We start from the raw sequence: 25176 nt of genomic DNA, 5'->3' as shown, positions 1-25176 counted from the left end.
TCAGTTTTAAAAGAAAGCACCATTAAAAAGGAAATTAAATTTATTAAATTCATGCTAGATCAGTGTTATTCTAAAACGAGTCTTTCATTGCTTTACTAATTTTGAGTTTATTTAAGCCAAAAAATAGAAGCATAGTCTTAGCTTAGGCTATATTTTTATGGAAGAATTAAATCAAAAGGAGATTAATTTCATTATAAAACTGGTATTACACCATTAATTGCTTAAAAACATTGTGATGAAGAAATTTACAATTCTTTCAATTGGCTTATTAATAACTTTTAAACTTATTGGCCAAGAAATAGACCTGATTGCTCTTTCTAAAAAGATATCGGCCGAAAATATTAAGCAAGATGTTTATAAGCTGGCATCAGAAAATATGAATGGAAGAGAAACAGGTGAAGAAGGTCAAAAATTAGCCGCAGCATACATCTTTAAGCAATTCCGTGATGCAGGTATATCCAGTTATCAGCTTAAAAACGACAGTTTAAGTTATTTCCAAGAATTCTTGATTTACAAAAAGAAAGCTCCAATTATTAATCTGTTGGCTAATGGATTTGAATTTAAAGCTTATGAAGATTTTACATTATCAGGCTATAATAACTTTAAAAGAGATAATATTGAACTAGAATTTTTAGGTGCAGCTCATGATAGTATATACCAGAATAAAGACTTCTCAAATAAAGCAGTTTTGTTCTTAACCCGGAATTTGTATGCTGCACCAGTAAAGGCTTCGGATATCATTCGCAAGACCAACTCAAAAATTGTGTTTTACTGCAACCCTATCAATCCAAATCAGATTCAAACGATCATTCGACACAACAAGAGTATACTCAATCATCGCACAATGTTAGACCCCTACCAGTTCCCCTCTCAAAATCCATTTGATTCAATATCACATAAAGAAATGTATTACGATTTTCAACGAACAAGAAAAACCTACCAAGGATCAATAAGCGAAAAAGCTGTTGCAAAAATATTGGAGCTTAGATTAAAAGACTTAAAAAAATACATCTCCGAAAACTCAAGTTTATGGCCTAATAAACGCGAGATTACATTAGATCTTGAATTTGAAAACACCTACGATTCAAAGCCGAGCGAGAATGTCATTGCATGTATTCCAGGAACAGAAAAAAAAGAAGAATATATCGTTATTACAGCTCATTACGACCATTTGGGAAGAAGAGGAAATAAAGTTTTTTACGGAGCCAATGACAATGCTTCTGGTACTGCGGCACTTATTGAAATTGCTAAGGCAATTAAAGATGCGGTTGACAATGGATTACAACTTAAACGAAGTATTATCTTTGCGGCTCTGTCTGGAGAGGAGAAAGGACTATTGGGCTCGAAATATTTTGTTGAAAAACAAACATTTCCTCATACCAACATTAAAGCAAATCTAAACATTGATATGTTGGGAAGAAGAGATATCAATCACAAGAACCATAACTTTATTTATCTTATAGGTGCATCTGACCTTAATCCCAAACTAAAAACGATAGGCGATAGTCTAAACCATTTGTATCCGAATTTAGAATTAGATTATTCATACGATACCAAGGATAACTTTCTATATTCAGCTTCCGATCAAGCTTCGTTTGTTAAAAAAAATATACCCTCAATTTTTTATTTTAATGGTTTAAATGATGATTATCACAGAACAACCGACACTCCTGATAAGTTAGATTATCAATCTGTTAGAAAAGTAAGTGGTTTAATATTTTTAACCGCAATTGAATTGGCTAATCAAAAGTAACTTGGGATGATACAAATCTGTATTTCAGGTATTTTTCGACAGGATTAGAATTCTTAAACAAAAAAGAAAACATAAATTCTTTTTTTCCGTAAGTTTGTATGGTTCATTAGTGAATACGATAAACAAAGAATTATGAATTTTCGAAAATCCTACCAATATCTTAGCATTATAATTTTGTTTACAGGAATAATATCTTGTTCGGAAAGCGATAAACATTCTGGTTTTGTAGATCCAAACGAAGAATTACTTGTTGGTTTAGACGAAGTTGAAGGCTATGATCACACCTACAATTACGATTTTAACATCTTGAAAGAACGTGAAAAAGTAGATTTTTATATTCCTGTTAGCATCTACGAAGCACTAAATAGAATTCCGGAAGAGATGAGAACAAAGATCAATCTTTTTTCACCTTCGGAACTTAGTTTTACAGCAAATATTCAGGAGGCCAACATTGTAACGTCATGGAATGATCAGAACCAGCTTGTGTTTCAAATTCAATTGTCTTACCTGGAGAATGATGAAGGATACGATATCAATTTCAAAGACTTCTTTATTGTTTCAATTACTCAGCATCCTAACAATCCCTTTATGGAAATGAGTGAAACTGAACTTGAAACTCTGCACGAAGATTTAACCAAAAGAGCGTATGTGATTTTGAATTTAACAGAGCAGGATTCTCTGTACTACCTTCCTAAAGATAAAGATAATCTGTGGCCAAGAGTGTTTGATTATTATATGTACGATGAATCTCAAAATCGAATATTTAAAGAAACAACTGGGTCGTATCAATATTATGCATGGCACAATGGTTTAATCTACAGAATTGGTTTTAATATGGATGTTGATGCTAATGATGCCGAAAACCTGGTGAGAAAAATTATTTTAGGCAACTAGCATTGTCTGTATCCAAAATATTAGGCTGTCCTAAAAATCAAACATCCGACAGCCTCTTTTATTTGCTCAAATCCTTCTTGCAACTTTCTGCCAAAGCTGCATCATTTAGTGCTTTCTGCAAAAGTATAGTATCTTTATTCACTGCATAAAGCATTTGATAAACATCACTTACCGATAAACTATCTGCATTGCGTTCTCTAAGAATCAACTTGTTGCCCGAATAAATGATTCCTTCTTGCAGCACTCTAATGTATACTCCTGGAAATCCTGCATCAATAAACTCTTTTACCATGCTGTCACAATTAAATCGATAATTTAGTTTGAAACATGGTTGACGAGGTTGAGTGACTTGAACCAGGCATTCTCCAATTTCATATACATCGCCTATACGAACGGTCCCTTCATCCAAATCTGAAATGCTTAAGTTCTCTCCAAACATTCCAAACTCCCAATCCAAATCAGGAAATCGATTTTTCCAAAAAACATAATGCTTAGTAGAATACAAATAACAGGCTTTATCTAACCCTCCATGATATTTTCTGTCGATTACTGTATCACCCCTTACATCTTCTTTGCCTAAACAAATCCCTTCATCAACCGGGTATTTAAACATTCCGGTTTTAACCATTTTTCCATGATAATTGATCTCTACCAATTTGCCTTTATTTGTTGATACAACTTTCATCTAATTATAATTTTATCTTATTTGCCCGATGCAAGCCGCAAGATTAAAATAATCATTATCCTTTGAGTTAATAATTATTTTAATCATGCTCGTTTCATTCTTTACTTTTTAATCGATTGTAAAATATAAACGGCTTCCTTTTTTAAACTCTCATAATCCTCTTGTTGGATATCAATAATCATTTCAACCCCAATTTGTTTTTGTATGGTATGAAAAACGACAACTGTATGCTTTTTCTTCTTATCATCATCATATGAACCCAAATAGCCCATTGAATTCTCAATAGAAAACAAATCTTGCTCCTTGCTAATCACTTTATGAATATCAACAGTTAATCGTCTTCTTTTATAGGATGAGTAATCCAATAGTTTATGATCACCCCCAATATATTCCAAGGACAAAATACATGTTGGAACTGCATTACCTGTAAGTTGCTCATTCCCCTGTGTTCTTGAGAAAACAAAATTGGTTAACTCTCCATCTTTAAATTGGTCAGTCAAACACCAGTTTCCTTTCGGAAAACCGATATTAATATCAGGACCTTCAATAAAAAAGCTATTCCGATAGCTTTCACTTCCGATTACATCACCCTTATCCGACCAGTATGTCCATTTCCCTACTTTCTTCCCTTTTTTAAAGTTTCCTTTCTGAGACATTTTACCATTTAAATGATAATAAGCCGCCGGACCATTTAAAGTGTCGTTTTTAAAGTTTACCGATAAGCTTGCCTTGCCATTTTTATAGTATTCCAGATATAATCCATTGGCGATGTTATTTTTGGCAACAAAATCACGAAATAGCTTCCCATCTTCCGACCATAATCGAATATTGCCATTTTGCTTCCCCTTTTCGTAGCTAAACTGTTTCTTTTTGTATCCATTGGGAAAAAACTCAGTACATGTGCCATCCTCAATCGCCAACTCTTGAAACCCTTCTTCATATAATCGTTCCCATTCTATTAGATCCGATTTAGGACTATAGTCAGTTTCTGATAATAAATGCCCTGAAATTGTGTAATCCTTCACCTGATATTTACCATCCTTTATAGGATAAATCACGCTGTAATAACTTGCATCTGTTTTCTCGGCAAACAGCCAGTTGTCATTAAAATACACGGTCTTCTGCCCTATACTTAATGTTGACAGAAAAATCAGATAGAACAATAAAAATAGTCTTGGATTCATACTTACATTTTTTGGGTGTTGCAGCAATTTTCATTCCTACATTTATTTGGATAAGTCCTTTCGTGCATTCTCATGAAACTTTAAGTGCCTTAATCCATTTGGCTCACCATTATCGGTATGGTAATTCCAAAAATAATCAAATCTATGCTCAACCCCATGTAACACTTCAAACTCATGATTCAATTCCAATTCATTCAAATAATCATGCAAATCGTAAATGCATTTGCGATTTTTGGTCAACACAAAGCGATCTTCTGTACCAATTTCAAGTCTTAAGGGAATTCCCTGTTTCTTTAACCCTTCCAGGTTCTTTGCTGCCAATTCCATATTGGAAGCAAGGGTATAGTTGCTTACATATCCCATCCCCACCACCGATGCAAACTTACCAGGATACTTTAAGTAGTAATGAATTGCTCCTGCAGCTCCTCGCGAATGTCCTTCGATAGAAACACTTTTTGAATCGATTCCTGCCCTAAAATTTTGCTGACAATAAGCAACAAATTCTCCAAGTTCTTCCCCAATCATTAATTTTTCATTTTCCGGAGTAAACCATTGCACATTCTCCCTTTCATTATCCCCTCTTATTCCGGCAACAACCACCGGCTCAATTTCTCCATCCAGTATCCAATCATTAATTTGTTTAGCATTCACATATTTATTAAAAGTAGACTCATCTCCTCCCTGACCATGCATGAACAACACCAAGGGATAATTCTTTTTGGGTGACCAATTGGGTGGTAGATAAACAAAAAACGGTACCCACGAACGGGATTTGCTATCCAGAACCGATAAGCTAATATTTCCAATCATATTATTAATATCAGTACGTTCGTAATAGCTTTCGAAACAGTATTTAGAGTCATTCATATTCAGCATATTATCTTTCCATAAATTCTTCTTTAAGCACATCTTTTATCGGTAGAAATGTTGTAACTTCTACAAAACTAAAAAATATCACTCAATAAAAAACTTTCCAATGCTACTAAGCTTATGCGATTTTGGATTTCTCTGTGAATCTGAGCATTTACAAGTTTTTGATCACGCCATATTAATTCTCTCTATAAAGGCATAAAGATTACTGATTAATATAATTTGTGCTTTATTCAAATCAACTCTACATTTGTATCAGTTACAAAAACACAGTATAATCAACTTTTAAAATATTAATAAAATGCAAAGTTTAATCGGAAAAAAGGCACCTTCTTTTCAAGCAAGTGCAGTAGTAAACGGAAATCAAATTGTTGAAGGATTTTCACTAGATCAATATGTAGGAAAACAAGAAGTTGTATTCTTCTTCTACCCTCTTGATTTTACATTCGTTTGCCCAACAGAGCTTATTGCTTTCCAAGATAAATTGGCTGAGTTCGAAGCAAGAAATGTTGCGGTTGTTGGTTGCTCTGTTGACTCAGAATTCTCGCATTTTGCTTGGTTAAATACCCCAAGAAATAAAGGTGGTATCGAAGGCGTAACTTATCCACTGGTTGCCGATCTTTCTAAAACCATTTCAGAAAACTTTGGTGTATTAGCATCTGAGTACGATTACGATGCTGAAGGTAATGCTGTTTCAACCGGAGCGCCTGTTGCTTACCGAGGATTGTTCCTAATCGACAAACAAGGTGTTGTTCGCCACTCAGTAATTAATGACCTTCCTTTAGGGCGTAATGTTGATGAAGCAATTCGTATGGTTGATGCGCTTCACCATTTCGAAGAAAACGGTGAAGTATGTCCGGCAAACTGGAGCAAAGGTGAAGATGCAATGAAAGCAACTGCCGAAGGTGTTGCAGAATACCTTAGCAAATAATACCAATTACGGGTTGAAGTCATTAAGGCATTAGATTAAAACTTATCGAATCATTTTGAGCAAGCTTTACTAGTGCCTTAAATATTTAACGAAATTAAATCTCTATACCACTTATGTGGTAATAATCAAAAAAACAAAAACATGAAAATTAACAGATACCAGGATATCACCACTATCGATGGTGAAGCTAAAAAAGATTACATCGACAGACACTCAGCTTTTATTCACTGTGAAGAAGAAGCTAAGAAAGGTGAAAAATTCAAGGTAAAAGTAAAAATTGGTGATGCTTATGCACATCCTGATGATTTCGATCACTATGTTGCATGGGTTCAGCTATGGGATGGTGAAAAAATGCTTACACAAGCTAACTTCTCATCTGGAGTTCTTGGCGGACTTGCAAATCAAACAGAAGTTGATTTTTACGTAGTTCCTTCCCGTAAAATGAAACTAACTGCAACTGCATTCTGTACCAAGCATGGATTATGGCATTCGGATGAAAAGCTTGTTGAAGTTTCAGAATAACAATTTCATAGAATTTTATAGAAGCGGGAAGCCAAAAGGTTTCTCGCTTTTTTTTATCAAACTTGAGTGATTATACCAGTTATATAATCTTTCCACCGTTTATAATCCATCAATTCTAATTGAAAAATATATCTTTGCCCAATCTTTATAAAAATGATATTTGATATTGAATAAATATGAAAGATTCTGTTGTTATCTTATGCGGTGGTGGACCAGCTCCAGGCATTAATACTGTAATTAGTAGTGTTGGTAAAGTATTCTTACGAAACGCTTATCGAGTTATTGGTTTACACGAAGGCTACAAAGGGCTTTTTTCTGAGAATCGAAAAATGGAAGTACTTGACTTTGTAACTCTGGATGCGATTTTTACCAAAGGTGGTTCTCACCTTAAAATGAGTCGCTTTAAACCTAAAGACAGCGATTTCTCAACCAAGTTCTTTGTTGAAAACAAGGTAAAACTTTTGGTTACCGTTGGTGGCGACGACACTGCATCTACTGCAAACAGAATCAGCAAATATTTAGCTGAAAACAATGTGAACATTTCAAACATTCACGTTCCAAAAACCATTGACAACGACCTTCCGTTGCCAAAAGGAAGTCCTACTTTTGGATATCACTCAGCAAAAGATGAAGGTGTAAAAATTGCAACTACGGTTTACGAAGATGCCAGAACTTCGCAAAACTGGTTTGTGCTGGCGGCAATGGGTCGTGAAGCGGGGCACTTGGCATTTGGAATTGGTGCTGCATGTCATTTTCCGATGATTATCATCCCTGAAATGTTCAACAAAACGGCCATTTCGGCAGAAAAGATTGCTCAATTGGTAATCTCATCCATCATTAAGCGTAGAATTTTAGGCTTGAACTATGGTGCAGCGGTTATTAGTGAAGGGGTTTTCCATTTTATGAGCGATGAAGAAATCAAGAGTACCGGGGTGAACTTTACCTACGATGCTCACGGTCACCCCGAATTGTTCAACGTAAGTAAATCTCACGTATTTAACATGCTGATTCAGCGTAAAATCAAATCTTACGATTTAAATATCGGAACTCGTCCGGTTGAATTAGGTTTTGGTTTGAGATGTTGTCGTCCTATCGGATTCGATTTGAATCTTTGCACTCTTCTTGGTGATGGCGTTTACACACTGTTTAAGCAAGGGCACTCAAAATGTATGGTAACTGTTGACCCTAAGGGTGATGTTGCTCCACTTTTTTTGAAAGATGTTGAAGATGAAAACGGAAAAGTGAAACCAAGATTGGTTGATGTAAACAGTGAAAAAGTGCAAAATGTAATGAATTACAATCTGCATTACCTAAACGAAGAAGATATGGAAGCAGCTAAAGAGTATCTTCCGGATGCAGAAAACTATATATTCAAGAAAATTTTAAACTGGGAATAAAAGGAGTAAAAAATAATTGTAAGCATATAAAAAGGCAGTGAGAACGATTCAACTGCCTTTCTTGTTCATTTTAAAATCTTAATCTACTGTTCTCTGATCTGATAGAACACACCTCTCTCCTGTTCTACTTTTTCGAATCCTTTAACAAAAGCCAAACTTGCAAGACAACGATCAATCTCCTCTTCGCAGAGCCCTAAGATGCTAACCAGATCCTCAAGCGTGCATGGTCTGCGTGATATGGTTTCTTTAATGGCTGTTTTGGTATCCGATCTAAATATAGTTTTATTCGATTGCTTCGCTTTTGCAATGATTCTCACATTATCCAATTGCCATAAATCCATAATTTTTTGCAATTCGTCCTGTGTAGCACCCCGTAAATTATCTATCGTGCCAGGTCTATCAAGGGTGTTCAACTGTACTATGTCTGGATTGATCTTTTGAATGATTTCTCTTAATGCTAACAACTCTTCCTTATGATCGTTATATCCTGGTAAAATGAATACTTCCAACCAAATATCACCTTTAAACTCTGCGCTAAAATCAATCAGTCCCTGCAAGTAAGCTTCAAAGTTGATCTCTTTGTGCGGACGATTAATCATTCTGAATACCTTTTCTGTGGCAGCGTCCAGAGAGGGCAAAACCAAATCAGATTTGCTCAGAGCCTCTCTTACTTTTTTATCATTCAAAAGTGTTCCGTTGGTAATTACGCATACAGGAATATTGGCTTCATTCTGTTTTACAAAAGCAATAATTTCTTCCAAATTGGCATTTAAGCTTGGTTCTCCCGATGCTGTAATGGTCACATAATCGGGAGCCTGATTGTGCTTCAGGTAATGATTCAACTCTTCTTTTATTTTATCTGCTGCAATGTAATCTTTCGGTTGAACCGATAATTGAGTAGTTCTTCCAACTTCGCAATACACACAATCAATGGTACACACTTTTTTTGGTACCAAATCTACGCCTAAGGACATGCCCAAACGTCGCGATGGAATTGGACCAAACAAATATTTATACATTCTTTCTTTTGTCATCTTCCTCTATACCTACAGTTGCCTTATAAACTGTAAAATTACTTGGCAAACCTAATCAAATATCTTAGGATTTTTGCTCTTTCCTTAAATTTTCTAATTTTGAATCACACACCTATCAAATTCTAACGGACATTTCGTTAATTTTAAATTTAAACCAATTCAACACGAGAATATGTCTGAAAACAATGTAAATGCTTATTTACTTCTAACCTGTCCCGATCAGAACGGGATTGTTGCTAAAATCACACAGTTCATCTACCAAAGTGGTGGCAATATTATAGCCTTAGACGAACATGTAAATCAAAATCAGGAATTCTTTTCGTTTCGAGTGGTTTGGAACATCAAGAACTCTAAAATTCCTGCATCGGGATTACATGAAGCTTTCGAACCACTAGCCAAAGAGTTTAATGCACATTGGAGGATAGAGTTTTCGGGACAAAAGCAACGTGTGGCAATTTTTGTATCGAAGTACGATCATTGTTTGCAAGAGATTCTTTGGCGATACAATATGAATGAATATGATATTGAAATTCCTTTGATCATCTCGAATCATCCCGATTTGCAACACATAGCCGATGCTAACAATATTCCTTACCATGTTTTCCCAATCTCGAAAGAAAACAAACAAGAACAGGAAAAAAAAGAGATTGCTCTTTTAAAAGAATATGATATCGATTTGGTGGTATTAGCCAGATATATGCAAGTGCTATCGCCTGGTTTTATTAATGAATATCGCAACAGAATCATCAACATTCACCACTCTTTCCTTCCGGGATTTGTAGGTGGTAATCCATACAAGCAAGCCTACGAGCGTGGTGTAAAAATGATAGGAGCTACCAGTCATTTCGTAACCGAAGATTTGGACGAAGGTCCGATTATCGAACAAGACATCATGCGTATAACTCACAAGGATACCATTCCTGATTTAATTCGTAAAGGTCGCGATTTGGAACGCATTGTTCTGGCCCGAGCTTTAAGTTACAAAGCCGAACATCGAATTATTGTTGATGGTAGCAGGACAATTGTTTTTGATTAGCTCCTAACTGAAAAATTCTTTTTCTTATCCAAGCTGTTGATACTCTTAATACAGCTCTTGTAAATTTGAAATTTACAGGCTCCGAATTTGGGATTTCAAATCCCATTATCCAATAAAGCCTGATTGTTAATCAGCGCTAGCAACCCATTCAAAAACTGAGAGCATCACTTTAAGTGATACGCTCAGAACCCATGCTTTTGATGCTCTTACTACGGCTCTAAATTTGAAATTTACAGGCTTTGAGTTTGGGATTTCAAATCCCATTATCCAATGAAGCCTGATTGCTAATCAGCGCTAGCAACCCATTCAAAAACTGAGAGCATCACTTTAAGTGATACCCTCAGAACCCATGCTTTTGATGCTCTTACTACGGCTCCTGTAAATTTGAAATTTACAGGCTTTGAGTTTGGGATTTCAAATCCCATTATCCAATGAAGCCTGATTGCTAATCAGCGCTAGCAACCCATTCGAAAACTGAGAACATCACTTTAAGTGATACGCTCAGAACCCATGCTTTTGATGCTCTTACTACGGCTCCTGTAAATTTGAAATTTACAGGCCCCGAATTTGGGATTTCAAATCCCATTATCCAATGAAGCCTGATTGCTAATCAGCGCTAGCAACCCATTCAAAAACTGAGAACATCACTTTAAGTGATACCCTCAGAACCCATGCTTTTGATGCTCTCACTACGGCTCCTGTAAATTTGAAATTTACAGGCTTCGAGTTTGGGATTTCAAATCCCATTATCCAATGAAGCCTGATTGCTAATCAGCGCTAGCAACCCAACATATTCCTTTATGCAAATCAGTAAAAATAGCAACTGGGAAAAATTTGCGCACCAAATAATGAACAAATGAATGGTGCTGTTTATTTTGTACAAATCCGAGCTTCAAAATCAATAATGGCGATTATTTTGTGCGATTTTTGTCATCACAATCAATCTTTACATTTATTTTGTGCAAATTTTCAGGCCAAGATCAATAAAGACGATCTTTTTGTGCAAAAAGACATTTCTCAAGAGTCTTATCTCAATATTTTGTGCAAAAAAATCAACAAAACTGATAAGGAAGATAATTTTAGTTCGCGATTTTGATCCCAACTTATCGTATTGAATATTTTGCGGCAAAATGATCATCATACCAGCATTGATGGTAATTGGTGGACAAAATATTCTACCTTACCGTACTTATCTTAAAAATGAACAAAAATCATCCAAGTTAGAATTTTTGGTTTAATAGACCAAGGCATCTATTCTTTATTTTACTTATAATTCTATTTTAACATTATTTAACACATCGCCCAGAATTATATTTCTAAATTCCATTCAATTTTAGCCCTTAACTCTAAAAATATTATATAAATGACAAAAACTGTTTATTATTATTGCAGTGGTGATGAGATCAATAGTATCGGCAAAACCATTGAAATAGAAAGTGAAAAAGTTGATACCAGCGATGATGCTCTTCTCACACAAATTCTTGAAGAATCAAGAAATGAGCGAGCGGTATTGGAAACCAGTATTAAATACAGTAAAAGAGGTACGGTTAGTAATAAGCTAAAAGAGTTGGATGATATTTTCGATCATGACTTTACTTGTATGAAAGGCTTTATTACAGCCAATAAAAATATGGACAATGAAGAGATTGTTAATGATGCCATCGAAATTTGGGATTTAATGGGCAAATACAATCGTCAGCTTCAGGCATTAAGTCTTGAAAGCCAATTTACTAATGCCAATGTGTTGTTTTCGAAACTTGAAGAGCCTGCAATGAAGACCAAGCTCGAGAAATTGGTTGGTGTGAACGATTGCTTCGAAAAGGCAAAGGCATCATTAAAAAATGCTGAAACCTGTTACGAGGAGTTAAACGCTCAGGAATCTAAAATTCAGGATGTGATTGCTCCATCCATTCAAAAAAGTATTCTTCGCAATATCATCAACGAAAAATTGCTGCCACATTTAAACAATTGGAATTCGGTACAACCAGATAAGTATGGTGATTTACTTGATGCCATTGAACGAAGAATTGAAGAGGTAAACTCTAAAGCACGTTCTCGCAAAACCCGAAATGCCAATGGAGGCAGTGAGGATGATGCGACCGAGGATTAATTAATTATTTATAGGGCTAATGAAAGGGACACAGTGGGACGTGTCCCATTTTTTTTGCGCTTTTATAAACTGAGAGCATCACTTTAAGTGATACCCTCAGAACCCATGCTGTTGATGCTCTTACTACGGCTCCTGTAAATTTGAAATTTACAGGCTCAGAGTTTGGGATTTCAAATCCCATTAACCGAATTAAAAATTCTTTACTCCATACAGCCTGATTGCAAATAAAGGGTAGGGAGATTAATAATTTTTAGGGCAGTAAAGCAGTCTAAATTGTCTATTTATTATCTTTTTCTCATATTTGGCGAATCTTTGATTCCTTATTTTGTATAATCTCAAAGAAAAGACGAATAAGTATTTCGAAAAGGTACAGATTTGAATTAATAACATAATACCGTCCTATTGATATGCCCGAAGTGAAAGAGATAAGAGGAAGAGTAATTTTAGGAATGAGCGGAGGAACAGACTCTTCGGTATCGGCAATGATATTGCAAGATCAGGGCTATGAAGTAATTGGTGTTACCCTTTGGTTTTATACGAACACTCATTCATACGATGAAAATGATTCTTATCCTGACTTTATTGTAGATGCTCAGAAGCTTGCACATAATCTTGGCCTGGAACATCATGTTATAGACGCTCGAAAAGAATTTCGTGATACAATAATTCAATTTTTTCTGGATGAATATTTGGCAGGAAGGACGCCTAGTCCGTGCATTCAATGTAATCCTAATTTAAAATGGAAATTGTTACTGGAAAAAGCTGACGAATTGAATTGTGCTCACATTGCAACTGGTCATTATATTACCATAGAAAAGGACAATGAATCGTATTATATCCATAAAGGAAAAGATCCTGCCAAAGATCAATCCTATTTTCTATGGAATTTGAAACAGAATATTCTTTCACGCACTTTAACACCTCTGGGAAAATATACAAAACCGGAAGTGCGACAAATTGCAAAATCTTACGGATTTGAAGAGGTAGCAAAGAAAAAGGAAAGTATGGGAGTTTGCTTTATGGATCGTAAGGATTATAGAGATTTTCTAAAGGAAATGATTCCGAATTTGAATGAAAAAGTTGGCAAAGGTAAAGCAGTTAATACCAAAGGTGAAGTTTTAGGAACTCATGATGGATATCCATATTATACTGTAGGACAAAAACGTGGAATCGAACTAAATGAAAAATCTGGTTTAATGGTAAGCCGAATCGATGCCAATAATAATACACTAATTCTGGAGAAAAAGGCCGATTTAAACAAGCTACAACTTAGGGTTTCTGGTTACTATTTTAACAATTTAGAGGATGTAAATCAAGCACATATCACAACCGTAATTAGAGGTTTAGGTTTAAATCCCGAAGGCTATTCCAAGATTACTATACTAAATGATAACGAACTACAAGTTGATCTAGACAATCCTGCTTGGGCAATGGCTCCGGGACAACCTGTAGCATTTTACATTGGCGATAAACTAATAGGTGGTGGATTTGCCGAATACAATGATTAAATTACGCCTTGAACTGGTAGAGACGAGAGATCTTGCGTCTCTAAAACATTTACTATCTTATAAATGACCCACGAAATCAACAAAACAGAACTAAACGAAGAATTAATAAAGCTGATACAAATGCGCATGCCATTTGGCAAGTACAAAGGACGATACCTGATCGATTTACCAGAGCCTTATTTGGTATGGTTTCGCGAAAAAGGTTTTCCACCCGGAAAACTTGGCGAAATGCTAGCGTCAATGTATGAAATCAAACTGAATGGATTAGAGGGAATGTTGCGTCCTTTGTGTAAGAAGTATCAGTAGTTATAAATTTACTTGCAGAGCCATAGACTTGAATAGACAATAAACCTCGGTGTCAACATTGAGGTTCATTTTCTGTTGTGATGCTTGAGTAATTGAAACGATAAGAAGAAAACCCACATCTACAAGGCAGTAAATTCTGTTTTCTTTTTTAATGATTTTAGTGACTTTTCCCTTTAATTGATTGCGAATAGAAATATCCGATATTTCTTTCAAGGAAATGGCTATGTCTTCCGGACGCAGAGAAACATTTAATTCTTCATCCACCAAACAGCAGTCGTTTATTAGCTCACGTTCTACATGAATTTCATGACAGGCATCTCGATTGATTAAATGGGTTAATCCGTTATCCAAATCATGAGATTCTACTTTAAAAGGAATTACATTCAATAAACCAGCCCCTCGCATAATATCAAGCGACTTTTCAGACTGAATTAAATCAAAATAATTGCCATGACCTTCTACCCTGCCATTCTTTAAAAGAAACAATTCCTGGGTTAAGCTCAACAAATCAGGCAAATCGTGACTAACTACCAACATCGGAATATCTAATGTCTTATTAATGCGAATTAGGTAGGGAATTATTTGCCTGCGTAAAGCAAGATCCAAAGACGAAAATGGTTCATCCATTAAGATTAGTTTAGGTGCACTTAGTAAAGCCCGGCCAATGGCAACTCTTTGCTTTTCACCTCCCGATAAACTCTTTGGTCTTTTCCCTAAAAGATCTCTAATTTCCAATAAATCAACTAGGTCTTTAAATTCTATCCGATGCTGAGATTTGTTGGCATAAGCATTTCCAAACAGCAAATTTTTTCTAACAGTCATATGTGGGAATAACCTTCCTTCCTGAAATACATATCCAATTTGTCTTCCTCGAGATTTTACGGTAAATTTTTTATCTGTATCCAGAATTAGTTCTTCATTAATCTTGATATAACCATCATCTGGATTTTCCAGACCTGCAATTAAGTGCATTAAAGTTGTTTTACCCGATCCGGAAGGTCCAAAAACACCTGTAATACCTCTCACGAAATCAAGTTCAACATCTAATGAAAAGTTTCCTTTACTGGTTTTTAATTTGGCGGATAATGCATGCATATGAACTGTTATATCTTACTTTATTGATGATGATGAAGTTTCTTTACTAAGAATTCAGAAAACGACATGGCAGCAAATGAAAACACTACTGCCACCAACAACAAGCGAAAAGCCGACGTTTCATGTCCTGGTATCTGAATTTCATTAAAAAGTGCTAAAGGAATAGTTTGCGTTTCACCTGATATGTTTCCGGCAAAAATAATGGTTGCTCCAAACTCACCCAATGATCTTGCAAAAGCCAAGACAAAACCACTAACAATTCCGGGTAAAGCCAAAGGTAAAGTTATACGAAAAAATGTCTGTAGTGAATTTGCTCCAAGTGTTTTTGCGGCTTCTTCGTAAGCTGGGTCAATCATTTCTATCGACAAACGAATGGCGCGAATCGCGAGAGGAAAAGAAACAACTATAGAGGCTATTATGGCTGCATAAAAGCTGAAAGCGAGTTTTATTCCAAACCATTCATTTAAATATTTACCAATAAATCCGTTTTTACCCAAGAGCAATAGCAAGATAAATCCTGTGGCTACTGGTGGCAATACCAATGGCAGGTTAAAGAAACCCTCAGCAATTGATTTTCCTTTGAAATTTTTGCGAGCCAACCACCAGGCTATCATAACAGAAGGAGGAAGAGTTAAAATCGCACACCAAAGTGCTACTCGAAACGAAAGTCCCACAGCAACCAATTCCTCTCCGCTAAAATTTAGCAAATCATTTATACTAATCGAGATTGAACCCATTCGTTTTCCATATTTTCATTACCTCATCAGATTGAAGGTACGATATAAAGCTTTCTAAACTTTTAGATTTTTCCTTTGTTGATGCACCAACATAGACAATAGATTGACAAGTTCTATTTGGAAATTCATAAATGACATTTACTTTCTCCGATTTTAATGCATCTGTTTTGTAAACAATTCCCATTTCTGCTTCACCCATTTCAACCATTAACAAAGCATCGCGCACATTCTTAGCTGGTAATAATCTAGTGGAAACTTCATTGGTCCATGCATAAAAATTAATGACTTGCCTAGCATATTTTCCTGCGGGCACATGTATCGGATCGCCCAGAGATAACCTTCCTTTAAATAAATTGGGAAATTCTTTAATAAATACCTCATCTGGTATTATTCTAGCATCAGTTTTAGGAACAATAGCTACCATTTTATTGGATGCCAAAGGTTCAATAGAACTCTTCTTTAGCAAACCCAAACTATCGATGTATTGCACCCACTCTTGATTTGCTGAAATATAATAATCAAAATAGGCACCATTTTCGATCTGCCGTGCCAAAATTCCCGAAGACGCTATGTTCAATTTTACCCTTACTCCCGTTTTTAATTTAAAACCATTAGCTATTTCATACCCTATATTCGTTAAACTGGAGGCCACGAATAAGGTAATATGATTTTCCTTTTTCTGTTTGATTGAACAAGAAAACAGAAGTAAAGCAAACAAAGAGAGTAAAATGGTTTTATTCATGCTGATTTTGCTAAAGCCTTGAAAATAGTAATTTTTAAACAAAGACTGTATTGAACTTCCAATCAATTCTTGCAGAAAAGAATGACCCTTATTTCGTTAAACATCATTTAACACATTTTACGAATGCTTATTTTAAATCAGTATAGATAATTTTTGTATATTCAGGCATTCTTATCGCTCCATAAAATCAACCAGTTATGCAAGACAGGATACTTTGGTATTTCGAAAACTTTAATTTCTTAGGCTCTTTATCCATTCTCGAAAAAATGGATTTAAGAAAAAGAGTTAAAATGTTGGAAGCAACGAAAAATCAAACCATTTACCTTCCAAATGATGAAGCAAACTCTGTGTATTTTTTAAAAAAGGGTAAGGTTAAAATTTCTTCTTTCTCTGATGATGGCAAAGAATTAATCTATGCCATTTTGGGACCTGGTGAAATTTTTGGTGAATTGGCAATTACAGGACAAAGTAAACGTGAACAGATTGCAGCCACTACCGAGTATGCCGAAATTTGCTATGTAAACATTCAGGATTTTGAGCATTTCCTTGCTTCTCATCCCAGGCTTAGTTTAAAAGTGACCAAGCTAATTGGTTTCAGGCTTAAAAAAGTTCGGAGTAGATTGGAAAGAATGTGGTTTAAATCTGCACCGGAACGTGTAAAATGTTTGCTATTGGATTTAATTGAAGAACATGGAATTAAAATTGGTGACGAAAGAGAAATCAGACTGAGTCTCACACATCAAGACATTGCAAGTTTAGCTGCTACTACACGCCAAACGGTTACTACTACTTTAAATGAATTAGAAAGAAATGGTATTATTACTTATAACAGAAGACGCATATTGGTTAGAAGGCCAAGTGCACTAAACTAGCAAAAAATGTGATCTTAATTACTTCTTGTATTAACCAACTTTGCTAATATTTTGCAATCGATTCATATCCAAAATTTCAATATTTCTACCTTGAATGGAAATAATTTTATCTTTTTCGAATCCGTTTAATTGTTTTGATACACTTTCCCTGCTGGTACCTATCATGTGAGCGATTTCTTTTCTACTTAGCGGTAAATCAAAGTCCTCCTTTTCAAAAATAATCTTAGCAAAGTATAGCAATGCATCCGCTACTTTCCCATAAATTTTCTTCTGATGCTGATCTATAAATCGATGATAATTATTCAAACTTTCGTTACATACCGAGGATAGGATTTCATATCCAAACCTGCCATTCTCTTTAATAAAATTTGAAAAAACTGTCAACTCTATATAACAAACACGAACAGGGCTTAAGGCCACATAAGAATAATGATTATTTGCATCGCTAAAAATCGAATGCAAACCTAAATAGGAATGAGGTTTAACTACTTGCAAAATGTGTTCTCCCTGAAGTCCATTTTTGCCGTATTCTTTTACCAATCCTTCTCTTAGGTATGCAATATACGATGTTCTTGAGTCTTCGGTTAGTATTACATCTCCTTTATCAAACATCACTTCATTACTGCTTTTACTGAGTAATTCTAATTCCTGAACAGATAGTATATGAGAAGCACATGATCTGTCAGTACAAATTTGGCAATGGGTAAAAATTTTATCGTCGGTTTGTTGTAACATGATAGTGTGAGATATAACACAAATATAAGATAAAACAATCTTTTTTATGTGTGAAATTGTGGGTGTTGGTCTAAGTGGATATGAAAGAATAATGACATTATAACCAAAAGGATAGGTTTGACATACTATGGTCGATTCTTAATGACACACCGTTTTAAACAAAAAGAGGCTGCATCAATTGGTTATGCAGCCTGTTTTTGTAATTCTTAATCTGCTTTAAAGACCTAATTTTTTATTTTTGATTACTTCGTCCTGAAGGCGTCTTGCAAGTTTCTGTTCACGAACCAATGCATTCTTGCGATGTGTATCAAATTCTTCCCTTACCTCTTCTAATGTTTGTTTTGTTTCCACTGTCACCACATTACTTCTTTTGAACAGCATAAAACAAACTCCTGCAACCGCTAAAGATCCCAGGATAAGAACCCACATAATTGTATTATAAGTTGATTTTGGAAGATCCATTCCCAGAAACTTCATACTATTCTTCATGCGAATGGTTTCATCTAGTTGCTTTTTAAGGTTTTGGATTTCAGTATTCAGACTTGTCACTTCATCATCCTGCTTAGCAAGCTTATTTTCCGAACTGCTTAGTGTTGTTTTTAAAAGCTTTAGAGTATCATTAACATTTGATTGATATTTATTTAGCATGTCAACCTTAATTACTTCATGCCCTTGCCAATTACTCGATTTTTTCTTTAAGTACTCAAATTGACTGGTAATGGTTCCATTATCTAATGAAGGCTTAACATCTTGTTTTCCAGGTTCTGCTTCCTGAGCGGTAAGTGTAAACGCAAATAGAAATATTAAACAGTAAGTAAGAATTGATTTGTGCATATGACTTGAATTGATATTAATTTTTTAATAATATTGAAACGATCATCTGTTTGCAAAATTGCCAGAAAAAAAAAATTTTTTAAGATTTTTCTCAAGCAGAATTTCTACTTGCATTTATGTTACCATAAAGAGATCGGATGACCAACTTTTGCAATATACTGTATTTTGTAGTGTTTGTTTCATTATTCCGTTCCATTTCTCTAATTTTTATCAATGCATACTGTTGAATTGTTATTAATGGAAGAACCATTTCCTCGCGCAGATGAATTGAATCTTTAAGGAAAAGAGCCGTTTGCATCAATTCATCTTGATTGGATACTTTTAATAACATCTCTATACTCAATTGATATTCATCGTGGATCCAAGTCCAGAATTCTCCGAATTCTTCATCCTTCTTCATATACTCTGTTAATTTAAAGTAAGATTTACTAAGAGATTGCATACTATTAGCCACAAGTGTTCTAAAAAACAATGACGATTTATATAAACTGATACATTCTTCAAATAATCCTTCTTCTTCCAGTTTTTTTAAGGACGATCCAACACCAAAAAATCCAGGAACATTTTGCTTCATTTGACTCCAAGCTCCAACAAATGGAATTGCCCGTAAATCTTCAAAATTTAATTTCTCAGACTCCTTTCTTTTCCCTGGACGACTTCCAATATTAGCCTTACTATAATATTTTAGTGCACTCATCTTTTCGAGATAAGAAACAAATTTATCCGAAGACTTGAACCTTTGATATTCCTCGAAGCTATACTTAGAAAGTTTTTCCATTACTAATCGATCCGTATCAGAAAGGATCTTCTCGCAATCATCAAATAAACTATTTTCCAGTACAGCCGATAGTAATCTTTCCTGATAGAATCTTGCTGAATCTCTAGTTCCGAACTTTGAACTTATGGTTTGCCCTTGAACGGTTACTTGTATCTCTCTATTTTCAATCGTATTCCCAAGAGATGAATAAAATTTATGCGTATTTCCACCTCCACGTGCCGGAGGTCCTCCTCTCCCATCAAAAAAAGCGACGGTAATACCTAATTCCCTCGATAATTTGGTAATATTTTCTTTCGCTTTGTAAATGTTCCAGTTGGCCGAGAAATATCCTCCATCTTTTGTTCCATCAGAGAATCCAAGCATGATGGTTTGTCTCTTTCCCCTATTTAAGAGATGCTTGGCATATACTTTATTTTCATATAGTTTTCGCATAGTAAATGCTGCCTTCTCCAAATCATCAATGGTTTCGAAAAGTGGAATAATATCAAGAGGAACTTCATTTTGCCAAGCACACATTTTTGCCATTGCAAAAACTCTGGCCACATCCTCTTCTCCTCTGCAATTGCTTATAATTATCCTGTTACAAGCTTTTTCTCCATTTCTTTTTTGAATCTCCTTAATGGTTCCAAAAAGATTCAAAGTATCTTTTACGACTTCATCTTCGGACTGAAAAAAAGAAACTACTTGATTAAGTTTGATGATATCCTCAAATTTCAAATTACAATTTTGATCCTTTAGTTCAGGTGCAGTGGAACAAAGAACGTCAAAAGCTTTTTTAATGATTCTGCTATCTTGTCGGATATCTATACCTGCGAAATGCGTACCGAACAACAAAACCTTATTTCTAAACTCATGAACTAGCTCTACAAAGAAACTATCATGTTCGTTAACCAAAAGCTCTTCTATTTTGGATAAAGCATTTAATATCTCATTCTGTTGAATTCCGGAAGAAATATCTTCTCCATTAACAGCTTGCAAGATTCTCTCTTCCAGCTCTAAAACTTTTTCATAAACACTCTTAAAGCTCAATCTTCTTCTCAACTTCCTGATATCCTTGTGATAGTTGGATAATAATATACTTCTTAACCTATTAGCCACTGCTAATGTCGTACCTACCTTTACAAATGGATTTCCATCGCGATCGCCTCCTGGCCAAAATCCAAAAGTCAGTATACTCCCATCTTGTTCCTCAGGATTGCTCACTTCTTTCATTAGATCATCATACAGTTCGGATGCCGATTGATAAAAAATATTCTCTAAATACCAACTCAGACTTTTGGCTTCATCATAAGGAGTTGGCTTCTCTTTTTTAAAGAATGGAGTTTTACCAAGTTGGGTGAGTAACATCTTAATCTGTAATAGATCATTTTTCTGAATAGCATCAATTAAATCATGAATTATTGCCAACACAGTGCTAGGATAAAACTGTGTGGGGTGAGCAGTTAAAACAATCCGAACCGCTATTTTTTTTAAAGCTTCTCCAATTTTCTCCTTTCTTTCACCACTTGTTAATCGAATCTTAATTGACTCAATTTTCCCTCTTTTTTGCGGATCATGTAAATCCAAAAAAGCAGCATCTTCCAGAGCATCCAACAACACAACCTGCCTTTCAATATAGTTAATTACACGAAACATGAAGTCTAACTGTTCCGATTCTGTCTTAAAATTGGTTTGCTTTTCAAAAAAAAGATCCAATATTTCAACAGGAGATTTCCCATTTTCTAATCCCTTTCGGCATTCACTTTTCATTAAAGGAATCAAAATGCCTGTTCCGTGTATACCATCTAAGGGAAGAGTTAAAAATATACTGTTGTACAATTTGTACCTTAATTCTACTTCGTTCTGAAATGTTTCCGATTGCATAAGCTAAGTTGTGGTAATCCTCCTATTTTAATTTAAGCTTCAATATAGCAAAAAGAGTACTTTACCCTTATCCTGGTATTACTGATATAAAGAGAAAACTATTATTTGAGTTCTACAAGAACGGGCAGATGATCCGACGGATATTTTCCATTTAATTTGTCATTAATTATCCGATAGTTCTTTACATTTGAAGATTTATCAACAAAAATATAATCGATTCTATCCACAACAGGCTCCTTATGCTTAAATGCATTAAATGTTCCCAAATTACTTATTGCCTCAGTCTGAAAATGTGCATCAAGAAAATTCTTACTTAAAAACTTTATTGCCTTGCTTGAAGGCATTAGATTTAAATCACCCATTAAAACAACAGGATATTTACATTGATTAAATTCCTGAATTTTCTTTACAATTAGTTTGGAACTTTCATACTGCGCCTCTTTTCCAATATGATCAAAGTGGGCATTAAACACCCAAAATTTCTTTCCAGATTTTTTGTTTTCGAACAAAGCACAAGTGCAAATTCTTTCCAAAACAGCATCCCATCCAATCGAAATTTTATTTGGTGTATTTGATAACCAAAATGTTGATTCGTCCAATATTTTGTAATCGGAACATTTATAAAATATGGCACAATATTCACCCTTTCTTTTGCCATCATCTCGCCCTACTCCAATAAACGAATAGTTTTTCAAATTCTCATCCAAATAATCCAACTGACGACTCAAGCCTTCCTGAGTTCCAAATATGTCCGGAGAATATTTTAGAATCAAATCAGTAATATTTTCCTTGCGAAGTTCCCATTTGTTAAGTCCATCATTGGGATTGTCGTATCGGAGATTATAAGTCATAAACTTTTGCGCATACAATGATGTGGAATGACAAAATACTATCACAACAAAGGCTATCAGTTGTTTCATCTTTATATATTTTTTCCTCATTAAATGGTTATAAATAATAAAGGCTGTACGTAACGCACAGCCTCTATCATTTATTTCGTCGATTTTAACAGAAAATGCAGTTCTCCTCCATTCATAATTTGTTGATGGGTAATGACCAATTTATCCAGTTTTTCGCCATTCAAAAACACCTTATCAATCAATACATGTCCTTGTCCAAAATTTTCTGTTGTGATTTTAAATGTTTTTCCGTTTGGTAAGTTATAGCTTAATTGTTCCAGCCATGGAGAAGTGATGTGATAGATTCCATCAGCTGGATTTACAGGATATATTCCACTGGCAGACATGACTAGCCAAGCCGACATTTGTCCGCAATCCTCATTGCCGCAATAACCGTCAGGTTTATCTGTGTACTGTGACTCAATAATCTGGTGAACCATTTTCTGAGTCTTCTCGGGCTGACCAATCTGATTGAACAAATATGCTACATGATGACTAGGTTCATTACCGTGAGCATATTGACCGATCATACCGGTAGAAAAAATAGGCAAGTCATCATTAGGATCGTCATAATAGGTAAACATGGAATCTAACTTGGAAGCAAAAACATCTTTTCCTGTAATCTCGATTAAACCTGGAATATCGTGCTGAACATGCCAGAAGTAATGCCAAGCGTTACTTTCACAAAACAACTCGGTATATTCTTTAGGAATAAAATGCTTAATAAACTTACCATCTTTAGCCTTAGGACGCATAAAAGTGCTCTCTGCATCGTAATGATTTTTCCAATAGTCAGCTCTCTTGCTAAAGTATTTATAATCCTCATCCTTATTTAAAGCTTTTGCAAACACAGCAATACACCAATCATCGTAAGCATACTCCATGGTTTTTGACACACTCCAATGACCATCATGAGCATCATCCATTGGTACATAAGCGTACTTTTTATAATCAGGTAAGCTCCAGGCATCACTCATTGCCGTGGTTTTACAAGCTTCATATGCTTTTTCTACATCCATAGGTATACCTTTAAAATAGGCATCTACAATTACCGGAACTGAATGATAACCAATCATCATATTCGTTTCATTTCCGGCAAAACTCCATACAGGCAACAAACCTGTCTCATCAAAATGACTTAAAAAAGAAGCCACCATATCTTTAACTCTATCTGGAACCACAATGGTATATAGTGGGTGCGCTGTTCGGTAAGTATCCCATAATGAGAAAGTCTCTAACTTATCATAGCCAATTGCTTGATGCATTTGTTTGTCTGCCCCTTTATACCATCCATCAACATCAGAATGTAACGATGGGGTTAAAAAACAGTGGTATAAATTGGTGTAGAAAACCGTTTTCTGATAGTCTGAGCCTTCAACATTTATTACATTTAGTTGTTTTTCCCACTTTGCGTCGGCTTGAGAAACTACTTTATCAAAATCCCAATGATTGCACTCTGCCTCTAAGTTTTTCTTTGCTCCCTCAATTGAGTAGGATGAAAGGGCTACTTTAACCAGCACTTCTTCATGTTCTTGAGTAGCGAATAGGATTTCAGCTTTCGTCTTTTTTGCTTTTACTTCGTTATTATCCAACTTGTTAACACCAATATAAAAGTCAACATTTTTAATTGGCTTTGAAAATTTAATAACAAAATGTTCACGTTGATCCGGAGCCCAACCTGTAGAATAACGGTATCCTACAATTGTATTTTCATCTTCCAATTTAAGATATGTTTCTGTCGGATCATCCCAGTTTAGTTTGTATCCCAAGTCAATTAAAATTTTAGATTCATCATCCTTTGGAAAAGTGTAACGATGAAAACCTACTCTTTCTGTTGCAGATAGCTCTGCCTTGATACCAGAGCTTAATAAATCTACAGAGTAATATCCAGGTCTAGCCGATTCTTTACTATGGTCAAACATAGAATATGGACGGTAATCTTCTTGGTCTGGCCACAAATCTTTGTCAAATCTACTATTGTAAGGTAAAACAAGAATATCATACAAATCGCCAGCCCCAGTGCCACTTAGATGTTTATGACTAAATCCGGCAATCGTCGAATCCTGATAAAAATATCCGGCAATTCGATCCCAACCCGGCAATCCATTATCAGGACTTAATTGTACCATCCCAAAAGGGACAACTGCCCCGGGATAGGTATTTCCGGGTCCATCGGTTCCAACAAATGTGTTTACGTAATCAGTTAACTTTCTGCGATCTTCTTGCTCATTATTACACGCAAAAAATCCTATCATTGCCAAACAAAAGGCTAATAATCTCATAGTTAGTAAATTTTATCTTCAATAAAAATTAGAAGATGTAAATGGTAAATTGGCTTTTGGAAATATGAATCAAATATAAGTAAAAGCAATATTTTATCCTTAGTTCAAA

General features: G+C 35.1%; 22 protein-coding genes. 10 read left to right on the top strand and 12 right to left on the bottom strand.

Annotated features, from left to right (window positions below):
* The first annotated feature begins 235 nt into the window (after positions 1-235).
* Together ACO05S_RS16955 and ACO05S_RS16950 are read left to right on the top strand one after the other, a co-directional pair.
* Positions 236-1753 carry a M28 family metallopeptidase gene (locus ACO05S_RS16955; protein ID WP_421919205.1) on the top strand — a complete coding sequence of 506 codons (1518 nt, stop codon included), beginning with the start codon at positions 236-238 and terminating at the stop codon, positions 1751-1753.
* 132 nt (positions 1754-1885) lie between these two features.
* A complete protein-coding gene (locus ACO05S_RS16950) occupies positions 1886-2647 on the top strand; it encodes a hypothetical protein (RefSeq protein ID WP_421919204.1) in 762 nt (253 codons plus the stop codon).
* 58 nt (positions 2648-2705) lie between these two features.
* Here ACO05S_RS16950 and ACO05S_RS16945 read toward each other — a convergent pair whose 3' ends face one another.
* The 3 genes from ACO05S_RS16945 to ACO05S_RS16935 all read right to left on the bottom strand — a co-directional run bounded on the left by ACO05S_RS16945 (position 2706) and on the right by ACO05S_RS16935 (position 5383).
* Positions 2706-3332 (bottom strand): MOSC domain-containing protein, encoded by a 627-nt coding sequence (locus tag ACO05S_RS16945; RefSeq protein WP_421919203.1) that lies wholly within the window; start codon positions 3330-3332, stop codon positions 2706-2708.
* A 101-nt stretch (positions 3333-3433) separates the two neighbouring features.
* Positions 3434-4516 (bottom strand): toxin-antitoxin system YwqK family antitoxin, encoded by a 1083-nt coding sequence (locus ACO05S_RS16940; RefSeq protein WP_421919202.1) that lies wholly within the window; start codon positions 4514-4516, stop codon positions 3434-3436.
* Positions 4517-4558: 42 nt separating this feature from the next.
* Positions 4559-5383, bottom strand: coding sequence for an alpha/beta hydrolase (locus tag ACO05S_RS16935; RefSeq protein ID WP_421919201.1), 825 nt, complete (start codon positions 5381-5383; stop codon positions 4559-4561).
* 304 nt (positions 5384-5687) lie between these two features.
* On the opposite strand from ACO05S_RS16935, the gene ACO05S_RS16930 reads away from it, so the two are divergent.
* From ACO05S_RS16930 to ACO05S_RS16920, 3 genes are all read left to right on the top strand, one after another.
* A complete protein-coding gene (locus ACO05S_RS16930) occupies positions 5688-6317 on the top strand; it encodes a peroxiredoxin (RefSeq protein WP_421919200.1) in 630 nt (209 codons plus the stop codon).
* Positions 6318-6458: 141 nt separating this feature from the next.
* Positions 6459-6839 (top strand): desulfoferrodoxin family protein, encoded by a 381-nt coding sequence (locus ACO05S_RS16925; RefSeq protein ID WP_421919199.1) that lies wholly within the window; start codon positions 6459-6461, stop codon positions 6837-6839.
* Positions 6840-7015: 176 nt separating this feature from the next.
* The gene (locus ACO05S_RS16920) at positions 7016-8236 is read left to right on the top strand and encodes a 6-phosphofructokinase (protein ID WP_421919198.1); all 1221 of its coding nucleotides are present in this window, start codon (positions 7016-7018) and stop codon (positions 8234-8236) included.
* Positions 8237-8319: 83 nt separating this feature from the next.
* On the opposite strand, the gene ACO05S_RS16915 is transcribed toward ACO05S_RS16920, so the two are convergent.
* Positions 8320-9270, bottom strand: coding sequence for a radical SAM protein (locus tag ACO05S_RS16915; protein ID WP_421919197.1), 951 nt, complete (start codon positions 9268-9270; stop codon positions 8320-8322).
* 172 nt (positions 9271-9442) lie between these two features.
* Here ACO05S_RS16915 and purU point away from each other — a divergent pair, with 172 nt between their 5' ends.
* The 4 genes from purU (at position 9443) to ACO05S_RS16895 (ending at position 14230) form a co-directional block, all read left to right on the top strand.
* Positions 9443-10306 carry a formyltetrahydrofolate deformylase gene (purU, locus tag ACO05S_RS16910; protein ID WP_421919196.1) on the top strand — a complete coding sequence of 288 codons (864 nt, stop codon included), beginning with the start codon at positions 9443-9445 and terminating at the stop codon, positions 10304-10306.
* Between the two features lie 1363 nt (positions 10307-11669).
* The gene (locus tag ACO05S_RS16905; RefSeq protein ID WP_421919195.1) at positions 11670-12416 is read left to right on the top strand and encodes a DUF6261 family protein; all 747 of its coding nucleotides are present in this window, start codon (positions 11670-11672) and stop codon (positions 12414-12416) included.
* Positions 12417-12832: 416 nt separating this feature from the next.
* The gene (mnmA, locus tag ACO05S_RS16900; protein WP_421919194.1) at positions 12833-13924 is read left to right on the top strand and encodes a tRNA 2-thiouridine(34) synthase MnmA; all 1092 of its coding nucleotides are present in this window, start codon (positions 12833-12835) and stop codon (positions 13922-13924) included.
* Positions 13925-13987: 63 nt separating this feature from the next.
* Positions 13988-14230, top strand: a complete 243-nt coding sequence (locus ACO05S_RS16895) for a DUF3820 family protein (protein ID WP_421919193.1) — start codon at positions 13988-13990, stop codon at positions 14228-14230.
* Here the strand turns inward: ACO05S_RS16895 and modC are convergent, their stop codons facing one another.
* From modC to modA, 3 genes are read right to left on the bottom strand one after another with little or no spacing between them, the layout of a single operon-like run.
* Positions 14231-15325, bottom strand: coding sequence for a molybdenum ABC transporter ATP-binding protein (gene modC, locus ACO05S_RS16890; protein ID WP_421919192.1), 1095 nt, complete (start codon positions 15323-15325; stop codon positions 14231-14233).
* Positions 15326-15345: 20 nt separating this feature from the next.
* On the bottom strand, positions 15346-16062 hold the full coding sequence (gene modB, locus ACO05S_RS16885) for a molybdate ABC transporter permease subunit (RefSeq protein WP_421919191.1): 717 nt from the start codon (positions 16060-16062) through the stop codon (positions 15346-15348).
* Positions 16043-16804, bottom strand: a complete 762-nt coding sequence (gene modA / locus ACO05S_RS16880; RefSeq protein ID WP_421919190.1) for a molybdate ABC transporter substrate-binding protein — start codon at positions 16802-16804, stop codon at positions 16043-16045. Before modA ends, modB begins: the two co-directional genes overlap by 20 nt.
* 197 nt (positions 16805-17001) lie before the next feature.
* Here modA and ACO05S_RS16875 point away from each other — a divergent pair, with 197 nt between their 5' ends.
* Positions 17002-17676 carry a Crp/Fnr family transcriptional regulator gene (locus ACO05S_RS16875; protein ID WP_421919189.1) on the top strand — a complete coding sequence of 225 codons (675 nt, stop codon included), beginning with the start codon at positions 17002-17004 and terminating at the stop codon, positions 17674-17676.
* 30 nt (positions 17677-17706) lie between these two features.
* On the opposite strand, the gene ACO05S_RS16870 is transcribed toward ACO05S_RS16875, so the two are convergent.
* The 5 genes from ACO05S_RS16870 to ACO05S_RS16850 form a co-directional block, all read right to left on the bottom strand.
* Entirely contained in the window at positions 17707-18411 is a 705-nt protein-coding gene (locus tag ACO05S_RS16870; protein ID WP_421919188.1) for a Crp/Fnr family transcriptional regulator, read from the bottom strand.
* A gap of 216 nt (positions 18412-18627) precedes the next feature.
* On the bottom strand, positions 18628-19245 hold the full coding sequence (locus tag ACO05S_RS16865) for a hypothetical protein (protein ID WP_421919187.1): 618 nt from the start codon (positions 19243-19245) through the stop codon (positions 18628-18630).
* 91 nt (positions 19246-19336) lie between these two features.
* Positions 19337-21886, bottom strand: a complete 2550-nt coding sequence (locus ACO05S_RS16860; RefSeq protein WP_421919186.1) for a phosphoenolpyruvate carboxylase — start codon at positions 21884-21886, stop codon at positions 19337-19339.
* Between the two features lie 101 nt (positions 21887-21987).
* Positions 21988-22806: an endonuclease/exonuclease/phosphatase family protein gene (locus ACO05S_RS16855; RefSeq protein ID WP_421919185.1), complete on the bottom strand. Its 819-nt coding sequence runs from the start codon at positions 22804-22806 to the stop codon at positions 21988-21990.
* 71 nt (positions 22807-22877) lie between these two features.
* Entirely contained in the window at positions 22878-25067 is a 2190-nt protein-coding gene (locus ACO05S_RS16850; RefSeq protein ID WP_421919184.1) for a GH92 family glycosyl hydrolase, read from the bottom strand.
* Positions 25068-25176 lie beyond the last annotated feature (109 nt).

Source organism: Marinifilum sp., assembly GCF_965230805.1.
In the GTDB taxonomy this organism is placed as follows: Bacteria; Bacteroidota; Bacteroidia; order Bacteroidales; family Marinifilaceae; genus Marinifilum.
This window is presented reverse-complemented; position numbering and strand designations above follow the sequence as displayed.